Genomic DNA, 22,476 nt, shown 5'->3' with positions numbered 1-22,476 from the left:
GGTCGAGCCCTCAGGTCAAGACCGGAGTGAGCTGCCTCAGCTCGGCCAACCTGTAGGTCGAGATCTCGTCGGCGCAAGTCGTACCACACGGTGTCATGCACACCGCGGGTTCGACCACAACCCGAAATCGCGACGATCCACGCTGTGTCGTGCAACGCACGACGCACACCGTGGTGTCGCCTTCCGACCGGGAGGATTCCACGGCCACCCCGCCGACCGAGAGCTCCCCCGTATGGGACCGGACGAAATGCTCGGCGGCTTGCAATGGCTCAGGGATACCCGCGCGTCCCCGGAAACGGTCGAGGACGACCTCGCCGTGCCGGTACGCGTTTGCCGCCGCGATCGCAGCAGCCTGAGACATGCTGCCGTAGTAAAGCCCGTGTGGCAAGCATACGAGGTTGGCGGCGTATCGATCGCCGCCCAAATGTGTGGTTTCCCACACCTCGCCGGGCAGGTTCTCACCGAGGAACCGAGCCAGCGGGAGCCCGAGACGGGCACAGCAGGCGTTGCGCTTCCCGTGGGTGCACACCAGGAACAACGGCTCGTTCACCAGTATGCAGGACTTCGGAACCACTCCGTGCACGAGAAGGCCCAGGTCAAGATCGTCGGGATCCTCGAAGAAGCCCTCGGCCAGCCACGGTTCGTCCCCCGTCGACCACCCGACGAACACGTGCAGCGGAGCGGCCGGCGCGTCGCGTCGCCCCGGACGGCGGATGAGCTGGGGCCGGATGCCCAGCGAGGTCGCCCGGTCCACCAGGGCGCGCATGGCCGGCGGCAGCCGCCACTGGTCCGTGTACGCGGCCCACGGCCCGGCGTGCTCGATGAGCAGCCAGGTGCGGGCGCCGACGGTCGCGCTCGCCAGGACCGGCGCCTCGCCCGTGTGGAGGGAGGCGGGGTGATCGCAACCGTTCGCCATCCGGTGGCCCGTCCCTTCCTCCGAGAATTAGGTAAGACTAACCTTAGCGGATGACTGGGGAGCCCCTGGGGACAGGTATGCGGAATCGCTGAAACATTCCGCCGGAAGCCGCAAAGATTGCCCCATGGAGGATTCGTCCCGGGTGTCGGAGCGGGGGGCCGGGTGGGCCTGTCAGACGATCGGCACGTTCGAGAAACTCCGGCCCAGCCGGAGCACGTTCACCTGGCTGCGTCCGTCGATCCTGTGGCGGTCGCGGAACGAGATCCTCGCCAGGTGGCTGGGCGACCCGTCGCCGGAGGTCCGCCGCCGATGGGTGGCGGCCCAGCGGGAGCGCGGCGCCGACCCCGACCTCCGCATCCCCGTGGAGGCCGGGGAGGAGTTCTCTTTCCTTCTCCTGGGCGACAGCGGCGAGGGCGACGCCTCGCAGTACGCCGTCGTCCCCGGCCTCCTCAAGATCGGCCAGGGCACCTCGTTCGCGATCATCGCCAGTGACGTGATCTATCCGACGGGTTCGGCCAACGAGTACTGCGACAAGTTCTTCCGGCCCTACAAGGACTACCTCGCGCCGATCTACGCGGTCCCCGGCAACCACGACTGGTACGACGGGCTCGGCGGCTTCATGCGGGTCTTCTGCGACGCGCCCCCGCTCACCATGAAACGGCAAGGATTCCGCCTGTCTCCCTCAGGGCTGCGGGGTCTGCTGTGGAAGAAGCCGGACCGCGTCGACGAGGCCGCGCTGGCCCGGGCCCGCGAGATGCGCGCCCTGCCCGAGCAGCGCGGACGGCACGGGCGGTGGGCCGTGCAACCCGCGCCCTACTGGGTGCTGGACACGGGCAGGCTGCTGATCGTCGGCATCGACACCGGGATCGACGGCAGGCTCGACCGCGAGCAGGGCGACTGGCTGCGCCGCGTCTCGGCCGGGCCCCTGCCCAAGATCCTGGTCACCGGTAAGCCGATCTACGTCGACAACGCCCATCACCCCTGCCCCATCGAGGGCGGCGGGACCGTCGACGACGTCGTACGCGACCCGGCCAACCGCTATGTGGCGGCGATCGGCGGCGACGTGCACAACTACCAGCGCTATCCGGTCCGGGTGGGCGACCGGACGATCCAGTACATCGTCTCCGGCGGGGGCGGCGCGTTCACGCACGCCACCCACACCATCCCCCGCGTGGACGTCGGAGGCGTCGAGGAGGACGAGTTCCGGTGCTATCCCCTGCGGGGAGACTCGCTGTCGTTCTACAGCCTGCTCTACAGCAGGCGGCTGCACCTGCGGGGGCTCTACGTCACGCCCGAGGAGGGGGTGGCGTTGATGTCCCGCGCGATCGGCAACACGCCGCCGCGGCCCGCCGGGGACATCAGGACGACCGCCCGGATGAGGTGGGCGGCGCGGCTGCTCGGCGGCTGGCCGATGCCGTTCCATCTGCCCGTCGGCCGCTTCTTCCACCGGTGGATCTCGGAGCTGTCCGACTGGGACACCCCGCCGTTCTTCAAGAGCTTCCTGCACGTCTCGGTGTACGGCGACCGCCTGCGCATCCGCTGCCACGCCGCGACCGGTTGCCTCCGGCAGGAGATCGACCCGCCGATCGAGGACGAGGTCGAGATCCCGCTCTGACCGCCGTGCCGGCCCGCGGGACTGTCGGTCCCCCCTGGCACGCTGGAGGCGTGCACGTTGTGGTGTCGGCCGGTCCTGACGGCGGCGGGACGATCCACCCTCTCGACGACCGGCCGGGAGGGCCCGGTCCGACCCGCGTGCCCGATCTCGCCCGGGCCGTGCGGGAGCTCGAGGCCGGTCCCCGCCCCCGATGGGTGTGGGCGGACGCGCGGGACGTCTACCCGGCTCTGCTGGCCCGTGGCGTACGGCTCTCGCGCTGCCACGACGTCGCCCTCACCGAGGCGCTGCTGGCGGCAGCCGAGGGCCGCGTGGACGGGCACCGTACCGAAGACCATCGGGGACACCGCGCGGCGGCCCCGCACGGCCGCGGGCAGGGGACGCAGGCCAGCCTCTTCGAAACGGCCGACGAGGCGAGACCGTCGGACGCCGAGCGGGCCGCTCTGGTCGCCGAGGCGTTCGCCGAGCAGCGAGGCAGGATCAGCGGGACGGCCGACGCCGGGCGGTTCCGGCTGCTGGTGGCCGCCGAGTCGGCGGGCGCCCTGATCGCGGCCGAGATGAGCCACGACGGCATGCCGTGGCGTACGGACGTCCACGACGCGCTGCTGACCGAGCTGCTCGGGCCGCGCCCGGTCCACGGGATGCGGCCCGCCCGGCTCCAGGCGCTGGCCGACGAGATCTCCGCCGCGTTCGGGCACCCGGTGAACCCCGACTCCCCGCAGCAGATCGTCAAGGCCTTCCGCGGTCTCGGCATCATGATCTCCTCGACCCGGTCGTACGTGCTCAAGCAGGTCGAGCATCCGGCGGTCGAGCCGCTGCTGCGCTACAAGGAACTGGCCCGCCTCCACAGCTTCCACGGCTGGGCGTGGGCCGACCAGTGGGTCAGCGGCGGGCGCTTCCACCCGGAGTACGTCGTGGGCGGCGTCGTGAGCGGCCGCTGGGCCACCAGCGGCGGGGGAGCGCTGCAGATCGCCAAGGTGATGCGCAGGGTCGTCGTGGCCGACGACGGCTGGTCGCTGGTCGTCGCCGACGCGGCCCAGTTGGAGCCGCGGGTCCTGGCCGCCATGTCGGGGGACCGCGGGCTCGCCACCGCCGCCGGCGAGATCGACCTGTACGCCGCGCTCGCCCAGGCGTTCGGCGGGTCGAGGGACGCCGCGAAGATCGCCATGCTGTCCGCGATGTACGGCGGGACCAGCGGCGACGCCCCCAAACTGCTCGCGGTCATGCGGCAGCGCTTCCCCAGGGCGTACGCCTTCGTCGAGGACGCCGCCAAGGCGGGGGAGGAGGGCCGCCTGGTCAGGTCGTGGCTCGGCCGCACCTGTCCACCGCCGTCCGCCCGCTGGCGCGAGCTCGTCTCGGGCCCCGAGGGCGGCAGGGCGGCACGGGACCGGGGCAGGTTCACCCGGAACTTCGTCGTGCAGGCCACGGCGGCCGAGTGGGCGCTCGCGCTCATGGCCGTGCTGCGCGGCCTGCTGCCCGAGCCGGCCAGGCTGGTGTTCTTCCAGCACGACGAGGTCATGGTGCACTGCCCGCTGGACCTGGCCGAGGAGGTGCGCGCCGCGGTCGGCCGGGCCGCCGAGGAGGCCACCCGGCTGCTGTTCGGCCCGACCCCCGTGCGCTTCCCGATGGTGGCCGTGGCCGTACGCTGCTACGCCGACGCCAGATGAGCCCGATCAGGCGGGGGTGAACGTGTCCCAGAGCGCCTTGCGCACCGGGGCGGCCGACTCGGTCCAGTCGAAGTCGGGCGCGGTGAAGGTGATCGAGTAGGCCTGCCCGTCGACCGTCACGTAGCGCGTGACCCTGTGCACGGTCACCTCGCTCGAGTTCGTGTACGTGTACTCCCACTCGACGGCCGGCCAGCGATAGGGCGTCTCGCCGAGCTGGATCTGGGTGTACTCGGGGTGGTCGTCGACCTTCAGGTTCTGCTGGGCGGCCTCCAGCGCGGCCCGCCCACCGTCTGCGATCTTCCGTACCGTGATGCTCTGCCCGCTGTCGCTGGGACCGGAGAACGTGACGGTCTCCCCTTTGACCGACACCGTCCACTCCTTGGGCACCGCGAGCGAGATCCCGGCCTCGGTGTGGGTCCGGTAGCCCTTCGGCGCCTGCGCGGCCGACGGCGCACGGGCGGCGGCGGAGGACGCCGCGGCGGAGGCGGCGGCCCGCCCCTCGGCGGCCTTCTCCCCGGCGTCATCGGGGAGAAGGGTGAGCAGCAACGTGACGACCACGGCGATGACGGCGACCGCGGCCACCGCCACGAGGACCATCGAGGAACGGGACGCCTGCTTGCGCGGCGGCTCGGGCGTCTCCTTGCGCCGGCGCCCGACGCCGGGCGTGGGACGCCGGGCGGGGGTCTCGGCCGGCGGCTCGGTGAGGCTCCCCGGTGCGCCGGAACCTCCGCCGGGCGTGCCGAGGTCGCCGAAGCCGCCGAGGCCCGCCAGATCGCTCAGATCGCCGGGGGATGCGGACGGGGCCGACGCGGAGGCCTCCCACGCCGGAGCGTCCCACACGGAGGCCGCCGGAGTGGGGGCGGCCAGCGGGGCCGGGCCCTGCGGCGTCCCGGGGGCCTGTGTTCCTGGCGCCTGTGTTCCCGGTGTCCGCGTTCCCGGCAGCTGGGCGTCGTCGGGGTGCACCGGCACGCGGACGGGCCCCGAGGGCGTCTCGACGATGCGCGAGGGCAGCGGCCCGGACGGCAGGTCGAGCGGCGGCAGCAGCCCGGCCGGGGTGGAGTCCTGCGGGGTCGGCACCGATGTCGGAGAGCCGGGGCGACCGGCCACGGCCGAGCCGTGACTGTGCAGGACCCCCTCCAGCATCTCGGCGACCTGCGCGGCGGGCAGCCGGTCGGCCGGGTTCTTGCGCAGCAGGCCGTCGATGACCGGGAGCAGCGCGCCCGCCCGCTGCGGCCGGTTCGGCTCCTGCGTGAGCACCGCGCCGAGCACGGCGACCGCGTCGGGTCCTTCGTACGGCGGCCGGCCCTCCACCGCCGCGTACAGCGTCGCGCCGAACGACCACAGGTCGGCCGCGTGGGTGACCGGACGGCCGCGCAGCCGCTCCGGCGGGATGTAGGCGGGAGAGCCCATCAGCAACCCGGTCTGGGTGATGCTGACGTCCCCCTCGATCGCCGCGATCCCGAAGTCGGTGAGCACCACGCGGTCGCTGGTGAGCAGCACGTTGCCCGGCTTGACGTCCCGATGCAGGATGCCGGCCGCGTGTGCGTGGCGGAGCGCGTCGAGCACCCGGACGCCGATCTCGGCGGCCTGCACCACGGGCAGCGGCCCGCTCTGCCGTACGGCCTGCTCCAGCGACCAGGCGCGGACCAGCTCCATGACGATCCAGGGCCGGCCGTCCTCCTCGACCACGTCGTGGACGGTGACGATGCCGGGGTGGCTGAGCCGGGCCGCCGAGCGCGCTTCCCTGAGCATGCGGCGGTGGGCGGCCTGCATGCCGGCGTCGTCGAGACCGAACGGGAGGATCAGCTCCTTGACCGCCACATCACGGTCGAGCAGCACGTCGTGGGCGTGCCACACCATCCCCATGCCGCCGCGGCCGACGGGAGACAGCAGCCGGTAACGCCGTCCGATGAGGCGGCCCTGCCCCACTGGACCGAGCAGGCGATCGGTCGTCATCAGAAATGGTCCCCAATTCACCGCCGGAATTTCCGAGGCCGACCACCGATACTAGAGTCAAATGGCGGTCAAGGGGAATTGAGCTCCCCGGCCAGCGCTTCCAACGCGGCGGTGAACGCCTCCGCTGGCGGGCTCACCAGACCCGCGCCCACCTGTCCGGTTCCGGCCACGCGCCCGGCGATCCCGGTGTTGACGACCGGCAGCAGCCCGGTCCGCGCCACCAGCGTGACGTCGATCCCGACGGGCGTGCCGCGGAATCCGAGACCGGGGATCTGGTACGCCGGATGCTCGGCCAGCGTGATCTCGTACATCGAGGTCGTGGCGGCCACCGCGTCGGCGACGTCGCCGCCGACGAACCGCACGATCGCCGGGGCGGCCGCCATCGCGAACCCGCCCAGCCCGGTCGTCTCGGTGATGGTGGAGTCGCCGATGTCGGGATTGGCGTCGGCCGGGCCGTACGCGCCGAGGTAGAGGCCGTCCGGCACCCCGGCCGGGCCGGTGAACCATCGGTCGCCGAGTCCCGAAATCTGAATCCCGAAATCGGTTCCGTTGCGCGCCATCGCCACGACGAGGCTGGAGCCGGGAACGTTCCTGGCCGCGTCCGCGCTTACTTTCGCCGCCGCCATTCCCGCATTGAGGAAGAAATGATCATTTCCGTTGATGAAACGGAGCGCCTCGGCGGCCCGATCCGGCGCGGCCTCCACCACGGCGGGGGCGATCTCGCGGACCAGCAGGGAGGTCGCCGCCCGGTTCCGGTTGTGCAGCTCGTCGCCCATCTGCAGGGCCTGCGCGACCAGCGTCCGCAGGTCGATCGGCCCGCACCGCTCCAGCGCCGCCCGGAGCACCGGCCCCAGCACCTCGCCCATCCAGCGGAGACGGTCGATCACCTCGGGGCCGTAGGCGCCGTACCGCAGCACCTTGCCCAGGCCCTCGTTGAGCGAGCAGTACGCGGTGCCCCCGTGCTCGTCGTCGGCGACCTCCAGCATCCACATCGACGGGCTGACCACGCCCGCCATCGGCCCGACCGTGCGGTGGTGGTGGCAGGAGTCGAGCGTGACGCCGGTGCCGGCGCCCGCACCCCCGTTCGGTCCGCCGCCGGCCGCCAGGGCCGCCTCGGCCTCCTCCGGGGTCCGGGCCAGCCCCTCGAACAGCATCGCGCCGATCAGCGCGCCCCGCATCGGCCCGGAGGCCCGGTCCCAGGTGATCGGCGGGCCGGCGTGGAAGAACGTGCCCGGCTCCAGACCGAGGACTTCGCGGGCCGGTCGGACGCCGACGAGCATGGGCCTGGCCGACAGCAGTCTGCCGACGGCGGTCTCGTTGGCGCGCTCGCGGCGCGGGTCGGCCAGCACCCTCGCCAGGAGGTCTGCGGACACCCCGGCCATCGGGGGCCGCCAGTCCACCCCGGTCCTCGGTACGGCCTGCCGGTCCAGGGACTCGGCGAGGATCTCGGCCCCCGCGGTGATCACGTGGGGCTCGCCGGTCAGCATCGAGAGGGTCATCGCTTCCTCCGGTCAGGGTACGGCCAGGCGCGCGGCGTGCCGGGCCGCCGCCGCGTTGGAGGTGAACACGGCGGCCCCGGCCTCGTTCAGCCGGGCGGCCTGGGCGCGCAGGCCCTGCGGGTCGCCGTCGGTGCCGACGAGCGCGACCACCGCGGCCACGCCCCGGCCGGCGGCCTGCGCGAGCGCGGGCGCCAGCGACGCGGCCGGGTCGGGGTCGGCGCCGTGGCCCAGCACGACGTCGAGCAGCACGACGCCCCGGTCCACGGCGGCGAGCGCCTCCAGGCGCAGCGCCGGGTCGATCATCGGGTGGGCGCGGCCACGGGTGTACTCGTCCGCGCCGAAGTCGACGAACCGCGCCATTCCGAAGCCGGAGGGCTGGGTTGTTCCGAAGCCGGGAGGCTGGGCCGTCCCGGAGCCGGGGCCGCGGTCCGTCCCGAGCATCGTCCGGGCGATCAGCTCGGCCTCGGTGCACAGCGTGCCGCCCGAATAGAGTCCGTACAGCGGGCCGCGCTGTGTGTCCCGAGAAGCCCGGGCGCTCCCAAGGGTCTGGGCGGTTTGGGGGGCCGGCCAGTGCGGCCACTCGGGGACGGGGACGCCGAGCGCGCTGAGCGCCTTCTCGGCCGCCGCCGTCAGGTCGTCCTGCCCCGGCCCGAGCAGCGCGACGACGACCGGCTTGGCGAGACCCCCGTCGCCGAAGACACAGTCCCGTACGGCCCGGGCCACCTCGGGGGCGGGCGGTTTGGAGATCAGCACGATGAGCTCGGTGGCGGGGTCGGCGTCGAGTGCGCGCAGCGCCTGGACGGTGGAGCGCCCGCCGACCTCGGCGGACAGATCGCGCCCGCCCACGCCGAGCACGTGGCCGACCCCCACCCCGGCGAGGTCGAGCAGGCTCGTCACCTGCTGGGCGCCGGTGCCGGAGGCGGCCACCACGCCGACCGGGCCGGGCCGCAGCACGTTGGCGAAGCCCAGGCCGGCGCCGCCGATCACCGCGGTGCCGCAGTCGGGGCCCATCACGAGGACGCCGCGCTCACCCGCGCGGTCCTTGAGCAGGATCTCCTGCTCGACGGGCATGTTGTCGCTGAAGACCATGACCGACAGCCCGGCCTCGACCGCGTCCATCGCCTCGGCGAAGGCGTGCTCGCCGGGGACGCTCACCAGGGCCACGGTCGCCTCGGCCGACCTCGCCGCCGAGCGCGTGGTGCGGGGGAGCACGCCGGGCCCGGTCCCGCCTGCTCCCGGTCCGGCCGCCCGCTCGGAGAGCCGCAGCTCCAGGTCGGCGGCGGCCGCAGTCAGTTCGTCCTCGTCCCCGGCCCTGATCGCGATCAGCAGGTCTCCCGGCGTCGCGGTGGCGGGTACGGCGAAGCCGAGGTCGCGCGCCATCTCGACGTTGAGCCCGGTCGCCATCGCGACGAGGGCCACGCTCACACCCGGCCGGGCGGTCAGCGCCCGGCTCACGCGCATCAGGCTCACCGAGTCGCGGTAGACCCCGGCGCGGACTTCCACCAGATCGTTCAAGAACGCTCCCTCTCGGACAGGACGGCGGACAGGCCGATGCGGATGCCCAGCAGCATGTCGGCGCCCGAGGTGTGGCCGAGGCGGAGCAGGCGGTGGACCGCGGGCCGCAGCGGCTGGAGACCGGTGACGCCGCGCAGCACCCCCATCACCTCGGGACCGGCCTGGCCGTGTGCCGCGCAGTGGAGCAGGGTGGCCGAGATCGGCGTCGTGCGGGTGCGCGCGTCGTAGGTCACCGCGGCCGCGAGCCAGTCGGCCAGCCACACCGCGCCGGGGGCGTCCGCCGCCCGGCCCAGGTGCCGCAGCGTGACCAGCAGCCCCGACAGCATGTCGTCGCCGCTCGGGGTCAGCCCCGGGCCCAGCCCGATGAGCCCCTCTGCCGCGGTGACCCCGTCGACCAGGGATCCGGCCAGGCAGCCCCGTGCCAGCAGGGCGGGCGCTCCGGCCGGGTCCAGCCCCGGCCGCCGCGGTGATCTGGCGCCGATCTCGTCGAGCACGGCCAGGGCGGCGGGCAGCCGGGCCGGGTCGGCGGCGCCCAGCGGCGGCGCCGGGTCCCACCAGCGGCGGATCCCGATCTCCAGCGCACCCACCCCGACGGTCCCGTCGCCCGCCCAGCCCTCGTCTCCGGGCGAGATCCCGGCCAGCGGCTCACCCAGCACGACGGCGTTGGGCAGCCGGCTGCCCTCCCCGGTCACGACCGCGATGACGTGCGGCTCGGTCTCGCTCCTGACCTCCAGGTAGACCGCGAGCGGGAAGGCGGCCAGCACGCGGGCGGGCCGGCGCGGCGACTCCAGCGTGGGGCGCAGGGCGGCGCTCGCCGCCCCGGTCACCCGCGTCACCCTCCGAGTGCGCGTGCCAACGGTCACCGGACCTCCCCACACCCAGTCGGCCATCTGCAGCCGACGCTAAAGCGCCGTCGGCGGGGCACGTACGGAGAAAGATGCCAACAGTGCGGCGAATGCTTGGCTCTTCCTGACAGGAAGGTCTTCGGGCACAATCTGCCCATGAAGAACGACCCGGCCCCCCCGGCGATGCGTCTGGCCAGCACCGGAACGATCCTGTACGGAGTGTCCGTCGGCGAGGTGCTCGGGGTGTCGACCCTCGCCGAGGCCCGGCTGATCGCGGGCGGCGGCGGCCTCGACCGCATCGTCCAGCGGCTCAACGTCATGGAGGTGCCCGACATCCTCGCCTGGGTGAAGCCGCACGAGCTGCTGCTCACGACCGGCTACCCGCTGCGCAACACCCCGCAGTCGCTGGACCGTCTGGTGACCGACCTCGACGAGCGGGGCCTGTCCGCCCTGGCCATCAAGCTCGGGCGCTACCTGGACGAGCTGCCCGGCGAGATGGTCGAGCAGGCCGACCGGCTCGGCTTCCCGCTGATCCTGCTCCCCAACGACGTCGCCTTCGACGACATCCTCAACCAGGTGCTCACCGACATCCTCAACCGCCAGGCCGCGACCCTCGCGCGCACGGAGGAGGCGCACCGCGCACTCGTGCAGATCGTGCTCGCCGGGGGCGGGATGCGCGAGGTGGCCGCCGAGGTGGCCGGGCTGCTGCAGGTGGCCGTGGCCCTGGTCGACACCTCCGGCCGGATCCTCGTCACGGCCGGCGAGGCGGAGCAGGTCGCGATGCTGCGCGAGGACTGGGCCATGCTGCGCGAGAACCGGGCCGTGCCGCGTGAGAACCGGGCCTCCGGCGGCGAGCACTGCACCGCCGTGCCCGTGGTCGCCGGGGGCCACCACCACGGCAAGATCGTCGCGTACGCCTCCGCCGGTCCCCTTTCCCCCAGCGACATAGGGATTCTCGAACGCGCTGCGACCGTCGCCGCCCTGGTCATCACCAGGCAGGAGGCGGTCACGGCGGTCGAGAGCAAATATCGCGCCGACTTCCTCAGGGACGTGCTCACCGGCCGCGGCGGGACCAGGGTGACCGAGCGGGCCAGGGCGTTCGGGTGGGATCTCGAACGCCGGGTGAGCGTGGTGGTGGCCGAGATCGACCCGGAGGCCGACGAGCGGCCGGTGCAGGACCGCATGCTCACCGCCTGGCAGTCCGCGGTGCGCCGGCACGACCCGCGCGCCGCCGTCGCCGGGTTCTCCCACGAGGTGGTCGCGATCGTCGGGGCGGAGGTCGACACGACCAGGCTCGCCCGCGACGCGCTCGCGGCCGTCTCCGACGGCACGTTCTCCACCGGGTTCAGCCGCGTCGCCGAGGGCCCCGATGCGATCCCGGCGGCGTACGGCCAGGCACTGAAGGCCGCGCGGGTGGGCCGCCAGCTCCACGGCACGGGGGCGGTCGCCCACTTCGACGAGCTGGGCGTCTACCGGCTGCTGTCGCTGGTGAGCGACACCGGCGAGCTGCACGCGTTCGTGCGCGAGACGCTGGGCTCACTCGCCGGGGACGACGACGCCGAGAACGCCGACCTGCGGCGCACCCTCCAGATGCTGCTGGACACCAACCTCAACGTCGCGGAGACCGCGCGCAGGCTGCACTTCCACTACAACACGCTCCGCTACCGCATCGGGAAGCTGGAACGCATGCTGGGCAACTTCACCGAGGACGCCCATCTCCGGCTCAACCTCACGCTGGCTCTGCACGTACTGCGTATGCGGGGCATCTGAGTTTGGCAGATCATGCCCATGTCTGCGGGCGCGGCCAGACCTAAAGTGCCCCAAACGGTCGAGTGCGGGTGGCCACCGGCCCACGGCCCGTTACCCGAAGGGGCTACATATGGCTCTGAAATGGAAAGTACATGGCGACGGGAGAAATCTCGCGCCAGGTGAAGTCGTCAAGCCCGACGAGCGTCTGAGCTGGCCACGCACGATCGGCATCGGCGCACAGCACGTCATCGCGATGTTCGGCGCCACGTTCGTGTTCCCCCTCGTCATGGGACTCGACCCCAACGTCGCCGTGATGATGTCGGGTGTCGCCACGATCTTGTTCCTGCTCATCGTGCAGGGCAAGATCCCCAGCTATGTCGGCACCTCGGCGTCGTTCGTCGGCGGCGTGGTGGCCATCCGCGCTGCCGGGGGCGACAGCGCCACCGTCACCGGCGCGATCCTCGTGGTCGGCGTGGTGGTGGTCGCCATCGGCGTGGCGGTCCACTTCCTCGGCGTTCAGATCATCCACCGGCTCTTCCCACCGGTGGTGACCGGCGCGGTGGTCATGCTGATCGGTTTCGGCCTCGCCTACGTGGTGGCCGACGTCTACTGGCCCCAGGACCCGTGGATCGCGCTGATCACCATGGTCGCGACCTTCCTGATCATCGTGCTCTTCCGCGGGTTCCTGGGCCGCATCGGCATCCTGCTCGGGCTGATCTTCGGGTACGTCGTGTCCTGGCTCGCCGACGTGGTCTTCGGGAACATCACCGCCTTCAACGCGGGGACCGGCGAGATCGACACCCATCCCCGGGTGAGCTTCCAGAGCGTGATCGACGCCGACTGGATCGGCCTGCCGAACTTCCACGCGCCGGCCTTCCAGGTCTCGGCGGTGGTGCTCGTGCTGCCCGCGGTGATCGCCCTCGTCGCGGAGAACGTCGGCCACGTCAAGGCCGTCGGCGAGATGACCGGCGCCGACGTCGACCCCCAGATGGGCAAGGCGATCGCGGCCGACGGCGTCGGCACCGTGCTCGCCAGCGCGGTCGGCGGCTCGCCGACCACCACCTACGCCGAGAACATCGGCGTCATGGCGGCCACCAGGGTGTACTCGACCGCCGCCTATTACGTCGCGGCGATCGTGGCGATCCTGTTCGGCCTGTGCCCGAAGTTCGGCGCGCTCATCGCCGCCACGCCCGGTGGCGTGCTCGGTGGCATCACGGTCATCCTCTACGGCATGATCGGCCTGCTCGGCGCGAAGATCTGGATCGAGAGCCGGGTGGACTTCGCCGATCCGATCAACATGGTGCCGGTCGGCGCGGGCGTCATCCTCGCCATCGGCCCGGTCACCCACCAGGTCACCGACGACTTCTCGCTCGCCGGCATCGCGCTCGGCACCATCGTGGTACTTGGTGGATATCACCTGCTCCGCGCCATCGGGCGTGGACCGGCGAAGGAGGCATCCGGTGGAGAGAGCGGAGTGCGACGGGATCCGGAGCAGGATCCGGCGGCCGGCTGAGCCCCGGCGGATCGAGCTGGGGCCGGTCGAGCCGGGGGTCGCGAACCCGTGAAACCGTCTCCGTTCGAATATCACGCTCCGGCCGACCTGGACGAGGCGCTCGACGTCCTCGCCCGGGTCGGCCCGGACGGGGGCAAGGTCCTGGCCGGCGGCCAGAGCCTGATCCCGCTGCTCAACATGCGGCTGGCCGCGCCCGCGCACCTCGTCGACGTCAACCGGGTGGCCGGCCTGGACACGGTCGAGGCCGGGCCGGGCGGGGTCCGCGTGGGCGCGCTGGCCCGGCACGCCGTCGTCGAGCGGTCCCTCCCGGCGGCGGCCGTCCAGCCGCTGCTCGGCCAGGCGCTGCGGCTGGTCGCCCATCCGGTGATCCGCAACCGGGGGACCGTGGTCGGCAGCCTCGTCCACGCCGACCCGTCCGCCGAGCTGCCCGCCGTCCTCGCCCTGCTCGGAGGTTCCGTACGGCTCGCGCACCGGGGCGGCGAGCGCGACGTGGCGGCGGCGGAGTTCTTCACCGGGCCGATGGAGTCGGACACGGCGCCGGGGGAGCTCGCCGTCTCGGCGTTCTTCCCCGCGCTGCCGCCGCGGTCGGGCACGGCCTTCCACGAGGTGGCCAGGCGGCACGGCGACTACGCGATGGCCGGGGTGGCCGCGGCGGTGACACTGGACGAGGACCTCCGCGTCACGGCGGCCCGGGTCGCCTGCGTCAGCGTGGGGCCGGTCCCGATGGTCGTGGACGTCACGGCGGCCTGCGGCGGCTCCCCGGTCGCCGCCGGCGGGCCAGGACCGGACTGGGATGCGGCGGCCGCCGCCGTACGCGACCGGATCGAGCCGGAGGACGACATCCACGCGACCGCCGACTACCGCCGGCATCTCACCGGCGTGCTCGCCGTACGGGCACTGCGCGGTGCCGCTGACGGAGCGGCCGCCGACGGAGTGGCCGCCGCGCGGGCGGCCGGCGAGGGAGAGAGATGAATCACCCGATCACGCTGACCGTCAACGGCGTCCTGCGGGAGGCGACCGTGCCGGCGCGGCGGCTGCTGTCGGACTGCCTGCGTCACGACCTGGGCCTGACCGGCACCCACGTGGGCTGCGAGCACGGGGTCTGCGGCGCGTGCACGGTGCTGCTGGACGGCGAGCCGGTCCGCTCGTGCCTGATGTTCGCGGTGACGGCCGACGGCCACGAGATCACCACGGTCGAGGGTCTCGCGGCGGCCGACGGCACGCTGTCGCCGGTGCAGCGGGGCTTCGCCGAGTGCCACGGCCTGCAGTGCGGCTTCTGCACCCCCGGCTTCCTGTGCACGGTCACCGCCTTCCTGCGTGAGAACGCCGCGCCCACCGACGAGGAGGTGGTCGAGGCGATCTCCGGCAACCTGTGCCGCTGCACCGGCTACCAGAACATCATCAAGGCGGTCCACCGCGCCGCCGAGATCCAGGCCGAGACCCAGGGCGGGGAGGCGGGCCGGTGACGACCAAGCTGTTCGGGGAGCCGGTCAGGCGGCGCGAGGACGCCAGGCTCATCACCGGCCGGGGCCGCTACCTCGACGACCTCGGCGCCGACGCGCTGGCCGTCGCCTTCGTCAGGTCGCCGCACGCGCACGCCCGGATCCGCGACATCGACGTCTCGGCCGCCCTCGACGTGGAGGGACTGGTCGCGATCTACACCTGGGAGGATCTGCCGGGCGCGCTGGCCGAGCCGCTGCCGCTGCTGATCCCGCATCCCGCGCTGACGCACGGCCGCACGGCCTATCCGCTCGCCCGCGAGATCGTCAGGCACGTCGGCGAGCCCGTGGTCATGGTCGTCGCCCGCGACCGCTATCTCGCCGAGGACGCCTGCTCGCTGATCCGCGTCGACTACGAGATGCGCAAGCCCGTGGTGGGGGTGGAGGAGGCGGCCGAGGCCGTACACCTGGTGCACGAGGACGTGCCGGGCAACGTCGGGGCGCACCTCGTCCAGGAGGTGCCGTCGGCCGACGGGCGCTCGGCGCGCGAGGCGATCGAGGCCGCCCCGCACACGCTCGCGTTCCGGCTGGACGTCGAGCGCAGCGCCTGCATGCCGCTGGAGGGCAAGGGCGTGTACGCCCGCTGGGACGCCGACGACCAGTCGCTGCGCGTCTACTCCTCCACGCAGTCGTCCACCAGCGTGCGGATGGCGATCGCGGCCAAACTGGGACTGCCGCTGCCCAAGGTCGAGGTCATCGCGCCGGACGTGGGCGGCGGCTTCGGCGTGAAGATCGTCCATCCGTGGCCGGAGGAGGTCCTGATCCCGTGGGCGGCCCGGCTGCTCGGCCGTGAGGTCAAGTGGACCGAGGACCGCCGGGAGCACTTCGTCTCCTCCTCCCACGAGCGGGGCCAGGTGCAGTACGTCCGGGTCGGCTTCGACGACGACGGCCGCGTCCTCGGCCTCGACGTGAACATCCTGCACGACCACGGCGCCTACACGCCGTACGGAATCATCGTGCCGATCATCACCGCCACCCAGCTGCTGGGGCCGTACAAGATCGGCGCCTACCGGGTGGAGTTCTCCTCGATCTACACCAACACGGTGCAGGTCACGCCGTATCGGGGCGCGGGGCGCCCGCAGGGCGTGTTCTGCATGGAGCGGACGATGGACAAAATCGCCGCCCATCTCGGCCTGGACCGGACCGAGGTCCGCGCGGCCAATCTCATCCAGCCCGACGAGTTCCCCTACGACCAGGGCATGATCTTCCAGGACGGCCGGCCGCTGATCTACGACAGCGGGAACTACCCCGAGGCGCTGCGGATGCTGAAGGAGCTCATCGGCTGGGACTCCTTCCCGGAGATGAAGGCCGCCGCGGCGGCCGAGGGCCGGACGATCGGCATCGGCCTCGCCTGCTACGTCGAGGGCACCGGAGTCGGGCCGTACGAGGGCGGCCACGTGCAGGTGACCTCCGACGGCAGGGTCCACGTGTCGACCGGCCTGACGTCCCAGGGGCAGGGGCACGAGACCGTCTTCGCCCAGATCGCGGCCACCGAGCTCGGCGTGCCGATCGAGAAGGTGTCGGTCGTCACCGGCGACACCCGGCGGTTCGGCTACGCCGTGGGCACCTTCGCCTCACGCGCGGCGGTGATGAGCGGCAACGCCATCGCGCTGGCCTGCCGGAAGGTGCGCGAGAAGGCGCTGCGGATCGCGGCCGACGCGCTGGAGGCCGATCCGCGCGACTTGGAGATCACCGACGGGGTCGTCCACGTGGCGGGCACGCCGTCGGCGTCGATCCCGCTGGCGACCGTCGCCGTACTGTCCAACCCGCTCAGGTACGCCTTCGACGAGGAGGCGCAGCGGGCCACCCAGTTCGCCGGCGGCCCGTCGTCCATGGACCGGCCGCCCGTCGAGGAGGGAACCGAGCCCGGTCTGGAGGGCAGGGACTACTACTCGCCGATCCGGTCGACGTTCGCCTGCGGAATGCACGCGGCGATCGTGGAGACCGACCCGCTGACCGCCGAGATCGAGGTCCTCAGGTACGCCGTCGTCCACGACTGCGGACGGCTCATCAACCCGATGATCGTCGAGGGGCAGATCCACGGGGGCGTGGCCCAGGGGGTCGGCGGCGCGCTCTACGAGAAGATGGCCTACGACGAGCACGGCCAGCTGCTCAACGCGTCGTTCATGGACTTCCTCATGCCGTACGCCACCGAGGTGCCGCGCATCGAGACCGCGCACCTGGAGACGCCGTCGCCGCTCAACCCGCTGGGCATCAAGGGCGCGGGCGAGGCCGGGGTGATCCCGGTCTCGGCGGTCATCGCCGCCGCCATCGAGGACGCCGAGGGCATCCCCATCGACAGGATGCCGATCTCCCCCTCCGACCTCCACCACCTGCGCCTGGAAACGGGGTGAACCGGCGGACTCTCATCGGGCCGGAGCATCGGTCGAGTAACGGACACCACTGAGGAGGTGCCGGGCATGGCCGGCGGTTCCGGTCGCTGCGCCGGGAGGAAGCTCCGGTCCGCTGCCGGGCCCCGCCGAGCGGGGCCCGGCGTGCGGTCCTCGCTCCCTCCCGCTCCGCTCCCTGCCATGTCGGCCGACGATTACTTGACCGTCTCTCCAGCCGGTCAGGAGACTGCGGCGGCGGTGAGGCGCTTGCGGAACACCCAGTACGTCCAGGCCTGGTAGGCGAGCACGCCGGGCAGGGCGAGCAGGCCGATCCAGGTGAGGACGGTCAGCGTGTAGGAGGCCGAGGCCGCCTCGGCGACGGTCAGCCCCGGCAGCGGCGCCCGCCACAGCGCGCCGAAGAGCGCGGCCGTGGCCAGCGTGATGAACGCGGTCGTGGCGGCGAAGGCCGCGCCCTCCCGGTGCCGGCCGATCAGCGCGACACCCGCGGCGAGCGCCGCCGTCGCCGCCAACGCCGCGACCCACGTCCACGGTGCGGCCGCCGTGTCGGCGACGGCGGGGAGCGCGAGCACCGCCAGCGGTACCGCGCCCGCCGCGGTGAGCAGGGCGGCCCGCCGGGCCCGGGCGCGTACCGGCCCGGCCGTCTTGAGCGAGAGGAACACCGCGCCGTGCAGCACGGCGACCGACAGCGACAGCGTGCCCCCGATGACGGTCGCGGCGGCGGTGCCGCGTACGACATGACCGAAGATCGCGCCCCACAGGAACGCGGTCAGCACGCTGCCGGTGACGATCCCGGCGTCGCACAGCGCGGCCTCCCGCCGGGAGGTGACCTTGCCCCGCCACTCCAGGCCGACGCCGCGCGCGATGAGCCCCACGACGACCAGGAAGAACGGCAGGTAGTAGCCGCTCAGCAGGTCCGAGTACCAGACCGGGAACGCGGCGAACATCGCGCCGACCGCGGTGATCACCCACACCTCGTTGCCGTCCCACACGGGCCCGATCGTGCCGATCATCTGCCGGCGCTCGGCCTCGCCGCGCGACAGCAGGGGCAGCAGCGCGCCCACCCCGAAGTCGAACCCCTCCAGGACGAAGTAACCGGTCCAGAGGAACGCGATCACTATGAACCAGAACGTGACCATTGTCTGCTCCTCAGTACATGAGCGTGGGCGTGAGCCGCGCCTTGCCCGGGTCGGTCTCGGCGGGAGTGGGCGTGGGCCGTTCCGGACGCTGCCCGGGCCGGTCCTCCGGGCCCGCCTTGATGTGGCGTACGAGCAGCGCGCCCTCGGCGACGGCGAGCAGGCCGTACAGAACCGTGAAGACGGCCAGGGAGATCGCCACCTCGGTGAGACCGACGCCGGGCGACACGCTCGCCGCCGTCAGCAGCTCGCCCTGCACGGTCCAGGGCTGACGGCCGATCTCGGAGAGCAGCCAGCCGGCGGTCACCGCCAGCGTCGGCAGCGGGAGGGCCAGCACGCACGCGCGGGCGAACCAGGCCGGGACCACCTGCGCGGCCGTACGGCGCCGCCCACGCCCGCGCCTGCGCCGGGTGAGCCACAGACCGAGCACGGACAGTCCGACCGTCGCCATGCCGAACCCGATCATCACGCGGAACGACCAGTAGATCACCGGAAGGTTCGGCGTGTAGTCGGCCGGGCCGAACCGCTGCTCGTAACGTGCCTGGATGTCGTCCGTCCCCTGGACGACGGCGTTCGGATCATGCGTGGTGAGGAGGCTGAGCATGCCGGGCACCTCGACGCCGGGCACGATGCTGAACGCCGCGCCGGCCGTGTCGTGCCGCAGCCCCTCAGCGGCGGCGAGCTTCATCGGCTGCTGCTCGTGCAGGAGCCGCGCGGACAGGTCGCCGCTCGCCGTGACCACGACGCCGGCGATCGCGGTCATCACGAGCGCGCCGCGCAGCGCGGTCCGCCACATGGGGGAGCGCCGGGCCTGCTCGTCGGAACCGCGCTCGCGCAGGAGGCGATATCCGGCGACCGCGAGGACGAAGCCGCCGGCGACGACGAACGCCGCGCCGACCACGTGGGGCACCTGGGCGAGCGCCGTGGAGTTGGTCAGCACCGCCCACAGGTCGGTCATCCTGGCCCGCCCGTCGACCACCTCGTAGCCGACCGGGTGCTTCATCCAGGCGTTGGCGGCGAGGATGAAGTAGGCGGACACGTTGGACCCGATGACGGCGGCCCACAGGCAGGCGAGGTGCACCCGCTTGGGCAGCCGGTCCCACCCGAAGATCCACAGCCCGAGGAACGTCGACTCGAGGAAGAACGCGAGCAGCGCCTCCATCGCCAGCGGCGCCCCGAAGACGTCGCCGACGAAGGTGGAGTACTCACTCCAGTTCATCCCGAACTGGAACTCCTGGACGAGCCCGGTGACCACGCCCATCGCGAAGTTGATCAGGAAGAGCTTCCCGAAGAACCTGGTGAGGGTCAGGTAGTGGTCCTTGCCCGTACGGTGCCAGGCGGTCTGCATGGCGGCGACGAACACGCCGAGACCGATCGTCAGCGGTACAAAGAGAAAGTGGTACACGGTGGTGACCCCGAATTGCCACCGTGCCAGGTCCAGCGCGTCCATGTCCCCTCTCACGGAGCTCTACGGCTCGTAGTTCTACTTCAAGTAGTACTACGACTTGTAGAGCATTTCCTCGTGTCGCTGGTGCGATCTTCGTCACAGCCGGGCGGCGCCCCCGCCGTTCCCCCTGCCCGGCATGCCGGGAAACCGGGGTCGCCCGGTCCGGCGAGATCAAGGATCGGGGGAGGAGACCGCCGGCCGCGTCCCCCGTGTGGCTGATTCGTCCGTACGCCTCCGGGCTGACAGGGGAGCGGCGGTGATTCCGATCGGCCGGCGGATCCAGGGTGTCCGCCCCCGGCCGCGCCCAGGACGCGTACGCGACGCGTTCAGGATGCGTTCAGGACGCGTTCAGGAGACGCGCACTCCGCCCGCCTTCAGATAGGCGCCCAGATCGCCGATCTCGAACCCGCGCCGCTTGATCTTGGCGACCAGGACGCGGAAGTCCCTGGCCAGGTTGGGCCGGAAGTGCAGCAGTAGGATGTCACCCGGACGCAGCCGCTTGTCCGGCACCTGATAGGCGATCTTTCCCTCCGGCTGGACGGTCGCGGTCCACATCACCAGGGCCTTGATCCCGCACTCGCGGGCCGCCCGGGTGGTGTCCCCGTTGTAGTTGCCGAACGGCGGCCGGAACAGCGCCGGACGCCGGCCGACCTCCCGGCGGATGAGCGTGCTCATCCCGCAGATCTCCGCCTTCTGCCGTTCGTAGCCGAGGGTGCGCAGGTTGGGGTGGGTGAGGGTGTGGCCTTCGATCGGCGCACCGGCGTCCCGCAGCTCGCGGAAGTAGTCCCAGCCGCCGGCGCCCATGTACCGCCCTCCGCCGGAGGCCGCGTCGGGCGAGCCCGTGGCCTCGACCGCGTCCCGCATTGCGAACACCGTGATCGGGATGCGCTGATCGCGCACCTGCCGCAGGAACCCGGGGTCCTGTTCCCACCCGTCGTCGATGGTCAGGAAGACGACCTTCCGCTTCGTGGGAATGCTGCTGATCACCGGCACCCCGCCCGCCGGTACGGGGATCCGCGCGACCTCACCACGCCGGGGGAGTCCGGCGCGCGGAGACGGGGAGACGCGGGGCGTTGCCGGAGACGCGACGCCGGCCGTGCCGGGCGACTCCGGCGAGCCCGGTGACTCCGCGCTCGTGACGCCGCCGGCGCCGCAGCCGGCGGCGAGCGTGAGCCCCGCGATCAGGCCTGTCAGTCGTCGTCTGCCGTTCATAACCGGCCATCCTGGCCCAAGTTCGACTCAAATGGATCATTCGGGTTTGTCCGGCATCCCCGAAGAGACCTGACGAGGGCCCATGAGGGGGGTAAGCAGATGTTGCCGTTCTCGCAGATGCCGGTGATTGTTTAAGGTGCTCGGCATCGGAGGTGGCCATGAAGGTCGTGGGCAGTGCACTGCTCGGCGTGGAGCGCAAGCGGGTCTGGGACGCCCTGCAGGACCCCGGCGTCCTGGTGCGGACGATCCCCGGCTGCGAGCGGCTGGAGGAGACCGGCGCGGACGTCTACAGGATGACGGTGACGGCGGGCGTCGCCTCGTTCAAGGGCGTCTACCAGGGAGAGGTGGCCCTCGCCGAACCCGAGGAGCCGGAACGGTTCGTGCTGCGCGCCCACGGCCAGGGGGCCCCCGGCACCGTCGAGGCCACGGTGCAGGTGCGGCTCAGCGAGGCCGAGGGCGGCACCCGCGTCGACTACGAGGCGGAGGCCGTGGTCGGCGGCATGATCGGCGGTGTGGGCCAGCGCATGCTCGGCTCGGTGGCCAAGCGGACGGCCGGGGAGTTCTTCTCGGCCGTCGAGCGTCATCTCCTGTCCGGCCCGGTCGCGACGTCCGCCCCGGAGGCCGCGGAGCCCGCTGCGGCGGCCGTCGCCGTACCGGCGGGCGCGCAGGCCCGCGACGAGAGCCCGCTGGTCTTCACCCGGCCCCGCGACGCGCGTGACACCCGTGGACGCGGCGCCTCCTGGCCGGTCCTCGCGGCGTTCGGCATGGGTGCGGGCATCGCGCTCGGCAGCGCCGTCATCGGCTGGCTGCTCGGCCGCCAGGGCCGCCACAGCTGATCCGGCAGGGGGACACGCGGGAATCTCGGGGTCTCCCGCCTTGTTCGACTGTTCTGTGAAGGTCGAGATCTTTTCTGACGTCGTCTGCCCGTGGTGCTATATCGGGCACCGGCGCCTGGCGAAGGCCGTACGGCTCTATGAGGGGGAGGTCGAGGTCGTCCAGCGACCCTTCGAACTCGCCCCGGACGCGGTTTCCAACGGAGAGCCGACGTCGTCCGCGCTGGCGCGCAAGTTCGGCGGGCCGGACCGGGTGGCGCAGATGACGCGCCGGGTGACCGAGGTGGCCGCCGGGGACGGCCTGGAACTGAACTTCGATCGGGCGATCCACGCCAACACGTTCGAGGCCCACCGGCTGATCTGGCTGGCCGAGCGCGCCGGACGTGGCGGCGCCATGGCCGACCGGCTCTTCCGGGCGCACTTCGAGGAGGGGCTCGACGTCGGAGACGCCGCCACCCTCGCGAAACTCGCGGCGGAGGTCGACGTCGAGGACACCGGCGAGGGAGCCGAGCAGGTGCGCGCCGAGCTGGCCCGCGCCCGCGAGCTGGGCATCAGCGGGGTCCCGCTGTTCCTGTTCGAGGGCCAGTTCGCCGTTTCGGGCGCGCAGCCGGTCGAGACCCTGGTCGCCGCACTCCGCGAGGTTCGGGCGCGGACGGCGGTCACGTCGGTCCGGAACGAGGGCGACGGCTGCGACGACGGGTTCTGCGCCGTGTGACCCACGACGGTGGC

17 protein-coding genes are annotated in these 22,476 nt (G+C 72.5%); 9 read left to right on the top strand and 8 right to left on the bottom strand.

The window, feature by feature from the left end:
• Positions 1 to 10: 10 nt before the first annotated feature.
• Positions 11 to 916: a sucrase ferredoxin gene (locus AP234_RS19810; RefSeq protein WP_055481176.1), complete on the bottom strand. Its 906-nt coding sequence runs from the start codon at positions 914 to 916 to the stop codon at positions 11 to 13.
• A 124-nt stretch (positions 917 to 1,040) separates the two neighbouring features.
• On the opposite strand from AP234_RS19810, the gene AP234_RS19805 reads away from it, so the two are divergent.
• On the top strand, positions 1,041 to 2,531 hold the full coding sequence (locus tag AP234_RS19805; RefSeq protein ID WP_055481175.1) for a metallophosphoesterase family protein: 1,491 nt from the start codon (positions 1,041 to 1,043) through the stop codon (positions 2,529 to 2,531).
• A 50-nt stretch (positions 2,532 to 2,581) separates the two neighbouring features.
• The gene (locus AP234_RS19800) at positions 2,582 to 4,195 is read left to right on the top strand and encodes a bifunctional 3'-5' exonuclease/DNA polymerase (protein ID WP_055481174.1); all 1,614 of its coding nucleotides are present in this window, start codon (positions 2,582 to 2,584) and stop codon (positions 4,193 to 4,195) included.
• 6 nt (positions 4,196 to 4,201) lie between these two features.
• Here the strand turns inward: AP234_RS19800 and AP234_RS19795 are convergent, their stop codons facing one another.
• The 4 genes from AP234_RS19795 to AP234_RS19780 form a co-directional block, all read right to left on the bottom strand.
• Entirely contained in the window at positions 4,202 to 6,151 is a 1,950-nt protein-coding gene (locus AP234_RS19795; protein WP_055481173.1) for a serine/threonine-protein kinase, read from the bottom strand.
• Positions 6,152 to 6,219: 68 nt separating this feature from the next.
• Positions 6,220 to 7,650 carry a DUF1116 domain-containing protein gene (locus AP234_RS19790; RefSeq protein WP_055481172.1) on the bottom strand — a complete coding sequence of 477 codons (1,431 nt, stop codon included), beginning with the start codon at positions 7,648 to 7,650 and terminating at the stop codon, positions 6,220 to 6,222.
• A 12-nt stretch (positions 7,651 to 7,662) separates the two neighbouring features.
• Positions 7,663 to 9,165, bottom strand: coding sequence for an FdrA family protein (locus tag AP234_RS19785; RefSeq protein ID WP_055481171.1), 1,503 nt, complete (start codon positions 9,163 to 9,165; stop codon positions 7,663 to 7,665).
• Complete coding sequence (locus tag AP234_RS19780) at positions 9,162 to 10,028, bottom strand: DUF2877 domain-containing protein (protein WP_235558264.1); 867 nt, start codon at positions 10,026 to 10,028, stop codon at positions 9,162 to 9,164. Before AP234_RS19780 ends, AP234_RS19785 begins: the two co-directional genes overlap by 4 nt.
• Before the next feature lie 138 nt (positions 10,029 to 10,166).
• On the opposite strand from AP234_RS19780, the gene AP234_RS19775 reads away from it, so the two are divergent.
• From AP234_RS19775 to cutA, 5 genes are all read left to right on the top strand, one after another.
• Positions 10,167 to 11,780 carry a PucR family transcriptional regulator ligand-binding domain-containing protein gene (locus AP234_RS19775; RefSeq protein WP_083502255.1) on the top strand — a complete coding sequence of 538 codons (1,614 nt, stop codon included), beginning with the start codon at positions 10,167 to 10,169 and terminating at the stop codon, positions 11,778 to 11,780.
• Positions 11,781 to 11,889: 109 nt separating this feature from the next.
• A complete protein-coding gene (locus AP234_RS19770; RefSeq protein ID WP_055481169.1) occupies positions 11,890 to 13,272 on the top strand; it encodes a solute carrier family 23 protein in 1,383 nt (460 codons plus the stop codon).
• Positions 13,273 to 13,320: 48 nt separating this feature from the next.
• The gene (locus AP234_RS19765) at positions 13,321 to 14,244 is read left to right on the top strand and encodes an FAD binding domain-containing protein (RefSeq protein ID WP_055481168.1); all 924 of its coding nucleotides are present in this window, start codon (positions 13,321 to 13,323) and stop codon (positions 14,242 to 14,244) included.
• Positions 14,241 to 14,738 carry a (2Fe-2S)-binding protein gene (locus AP234_RS19760; RefSeq protein WP_055481167.1) on the top strand — a complete coding sequence of 166 codons (498 nt, stop codon included), beginning with the start codon at positions 14,241 to 14,243 and terminating at the stop codon, positions 14,736 to 14,738. Before AP234_RS19765 ends, AP234_RS19760 begins: the two co-directional genes overlap by 4 nt.
• On the top strand, positions 14,735 to 17,125 hold the full coding sequence (gene cutA, locus AP234_RS19755) for an aerobic carbon-monoxide dehydrogenase large subunit (RefSeq protein WP_055481166.1): 2,391 nt from the start codon (positions 14,735 to 14,737) through the stop codon (positions 17,123 to 17,125). Before AP234_RS19760 ends, cutA begins: the two co-directional genes overlap by 4 nt.
• A gap of 215 nt (positions 17,126 to 17,340) precedes the next feature.
• On the opposite strand, the gene cydB is transcribed toward cutA, so the two are convergent.
• The 3 genes from cydB to AP234_RS19740 all read right to left on the bottom strand — a co-directional run bounded on the left by cydB (position 17,341) and on the right by AP234_RS19740 (position 20,914).
• On the bottom strand, positions 17,341 to 18,258 hold the full coding sequence (cydB, locus tag AP234_RS19750; RefSeq protein WP_055481165.1) for a cytochrome d ubiquinol oxidase subunit II: 918 nt from the start codon (positions 18,256 to 18,258) through the stop codon (positions 17,341 to 17,343).
• A 10-nt stretch (positions 18,259 to 18,268) separates the two neighbouring features.
• Positions 18,269 to 19,705, bottom strand: a complete 1,437-nt coding sequence (locus AP234_RS19745) for a cytochrome ubiquinol oxidase subunit I (protein WP_055481164.1) — start codon at positions 19,703 to 19,705, stop codon at positions 18,269 to 18,271.
• A gap of 345 nt (positions 19,706 to 20,050) precedes the next feature.
• On the bottom strand, positions 20,051 to 20,914 hold the full coding sequence (locus tag AP234_RS19740) for a polysaccharide deacetylase family protein (RefSeq protein ID WP_055481163.1): 864 nt from the start codon (positions 20,912 to 20,914) through the stop codon (positions 20,051 to 20,053).
• A gap of 158 nt (positions 20,915 to 21,072) precedes the next feature.
• On the opposite strand from AP234_RS19740, the gene AP234_RS19735 reads away from it, so the two are divergent.
• Complete coding sequence (locus tag AP234_RS19735) at positions 21,073 to 21,750, top strand: SRPBCC family protein (protein ID WP_055481162.1); 678 nt, start codon at positions 21,073 to 21,075, stop codon at positions 21,748 to 21,750.
• Between the two features lie 40 nt (positions 21,751 to 21,790).
• Positions 21,791 to 22,462: a DsbA family oxidoreductase gene (locus AP234_RS19730; protein WP_235558263.1), complete on the top strand. Its 672-nt coding sequence runs from the start codon at positions 21,791 to 21,793 to the stop codon at positions 22,460 to 22,462.
• Positions 22,463 to 22,476: the final 14 nt, after the last annotated feature.

Source organism: Sphaerimonospora mesophila, assembly GCF_001417795.1.
Lineage (GTDB): Bacteria > Actinomycetota > Actinomycetes > Streptosporangiales > Streptosporangiaceae > Sphaerimonospora > Sphaerimonospora mesophila.
The sequence above is the reverse complement of the archived record's forward strand: the minus strand, read 5'-3'. Positions and strand labels throughout refer to the sequence as shown.

Bases quoted from the DNA above. Each gene is read 5' to 3' on its own strand.
- AP234_RS19810 (WP_055481176.1), bottom strand. From the start codon at position 916: ATGGCGAACGGTTGCGATCACCCCGCCTCCCTCCACACGGGCGAGGCG.
- AP234_RS19805 (WP_055481175.1), top strand. From the start codon at position 1,041: ATGGAGGATTCGTCCCGGGTGTCGGAGCGGGGGGCCGGGTGGGCCTGT.
- AP234_RS19795 (WP_055481173.1), bottom strand. From the start codon at position 6,151: ATGACGACCGATCGCCTGCTCGGTCCAGTGGGGCAGGGCCGCCTCATC.
- AP234_RS19790 (WP_055481172.1), bottom strand. From the start codon at position 7,650: ATGACCCTCTCGATGCTGACCGGCGAGCCCCACGTGATCACCGCGGGG.
- AP234_RS19775 (WP_083502255.1), top strand. From the start codon at position 10,167: ATGAAGAACGACCCGGCCCCCCCGGCGATGCGTCTGGCCAGCACCGGA.
- AP234_RS19770 (WP_055481169.1), top strand. From the start codon at position 11,890: ATGGCTCTGAAATGGAAAGTACATGGCGACGGGAGAAATCTCGCGCCA.
- AP234_RS19760 (WP_055481167.1), top strand. From the start codon at position 14,241: ATGAATCACCCGATCACGCTGACCGTCAACGGCGTCCTGCGGGAGGCG.
- cydB (WP_055481165.1), bottom strand. From the start codon at position 18,258: ATGGTCACGTTCTGGTTCATAGTGATCGCGTTCCTCTGGACCGGTTAC.
- AP234_RS19745 (WP_055481164.1), bottom strand. From the start codon at position 19,705: ATGGACGCGCTGGACCTGGCACGGTGGCAATTCGGGGTCACCACCGTG.
- AP234_RS19740 (WP_055481163.1), bottom strand. From the start codon at position 20,914: ATGAACGGCAGACGACGACTGACAGGCCTGATCGCGGGGCTCACGCTC.
- AP234_RS19735 (WP_055481162.1), top strand. From the start codon at position 21,073: ATGAAGGTCGTGGGCAGTGCACTGCTCGGCGTGGAGCGCAAGCGGGTC.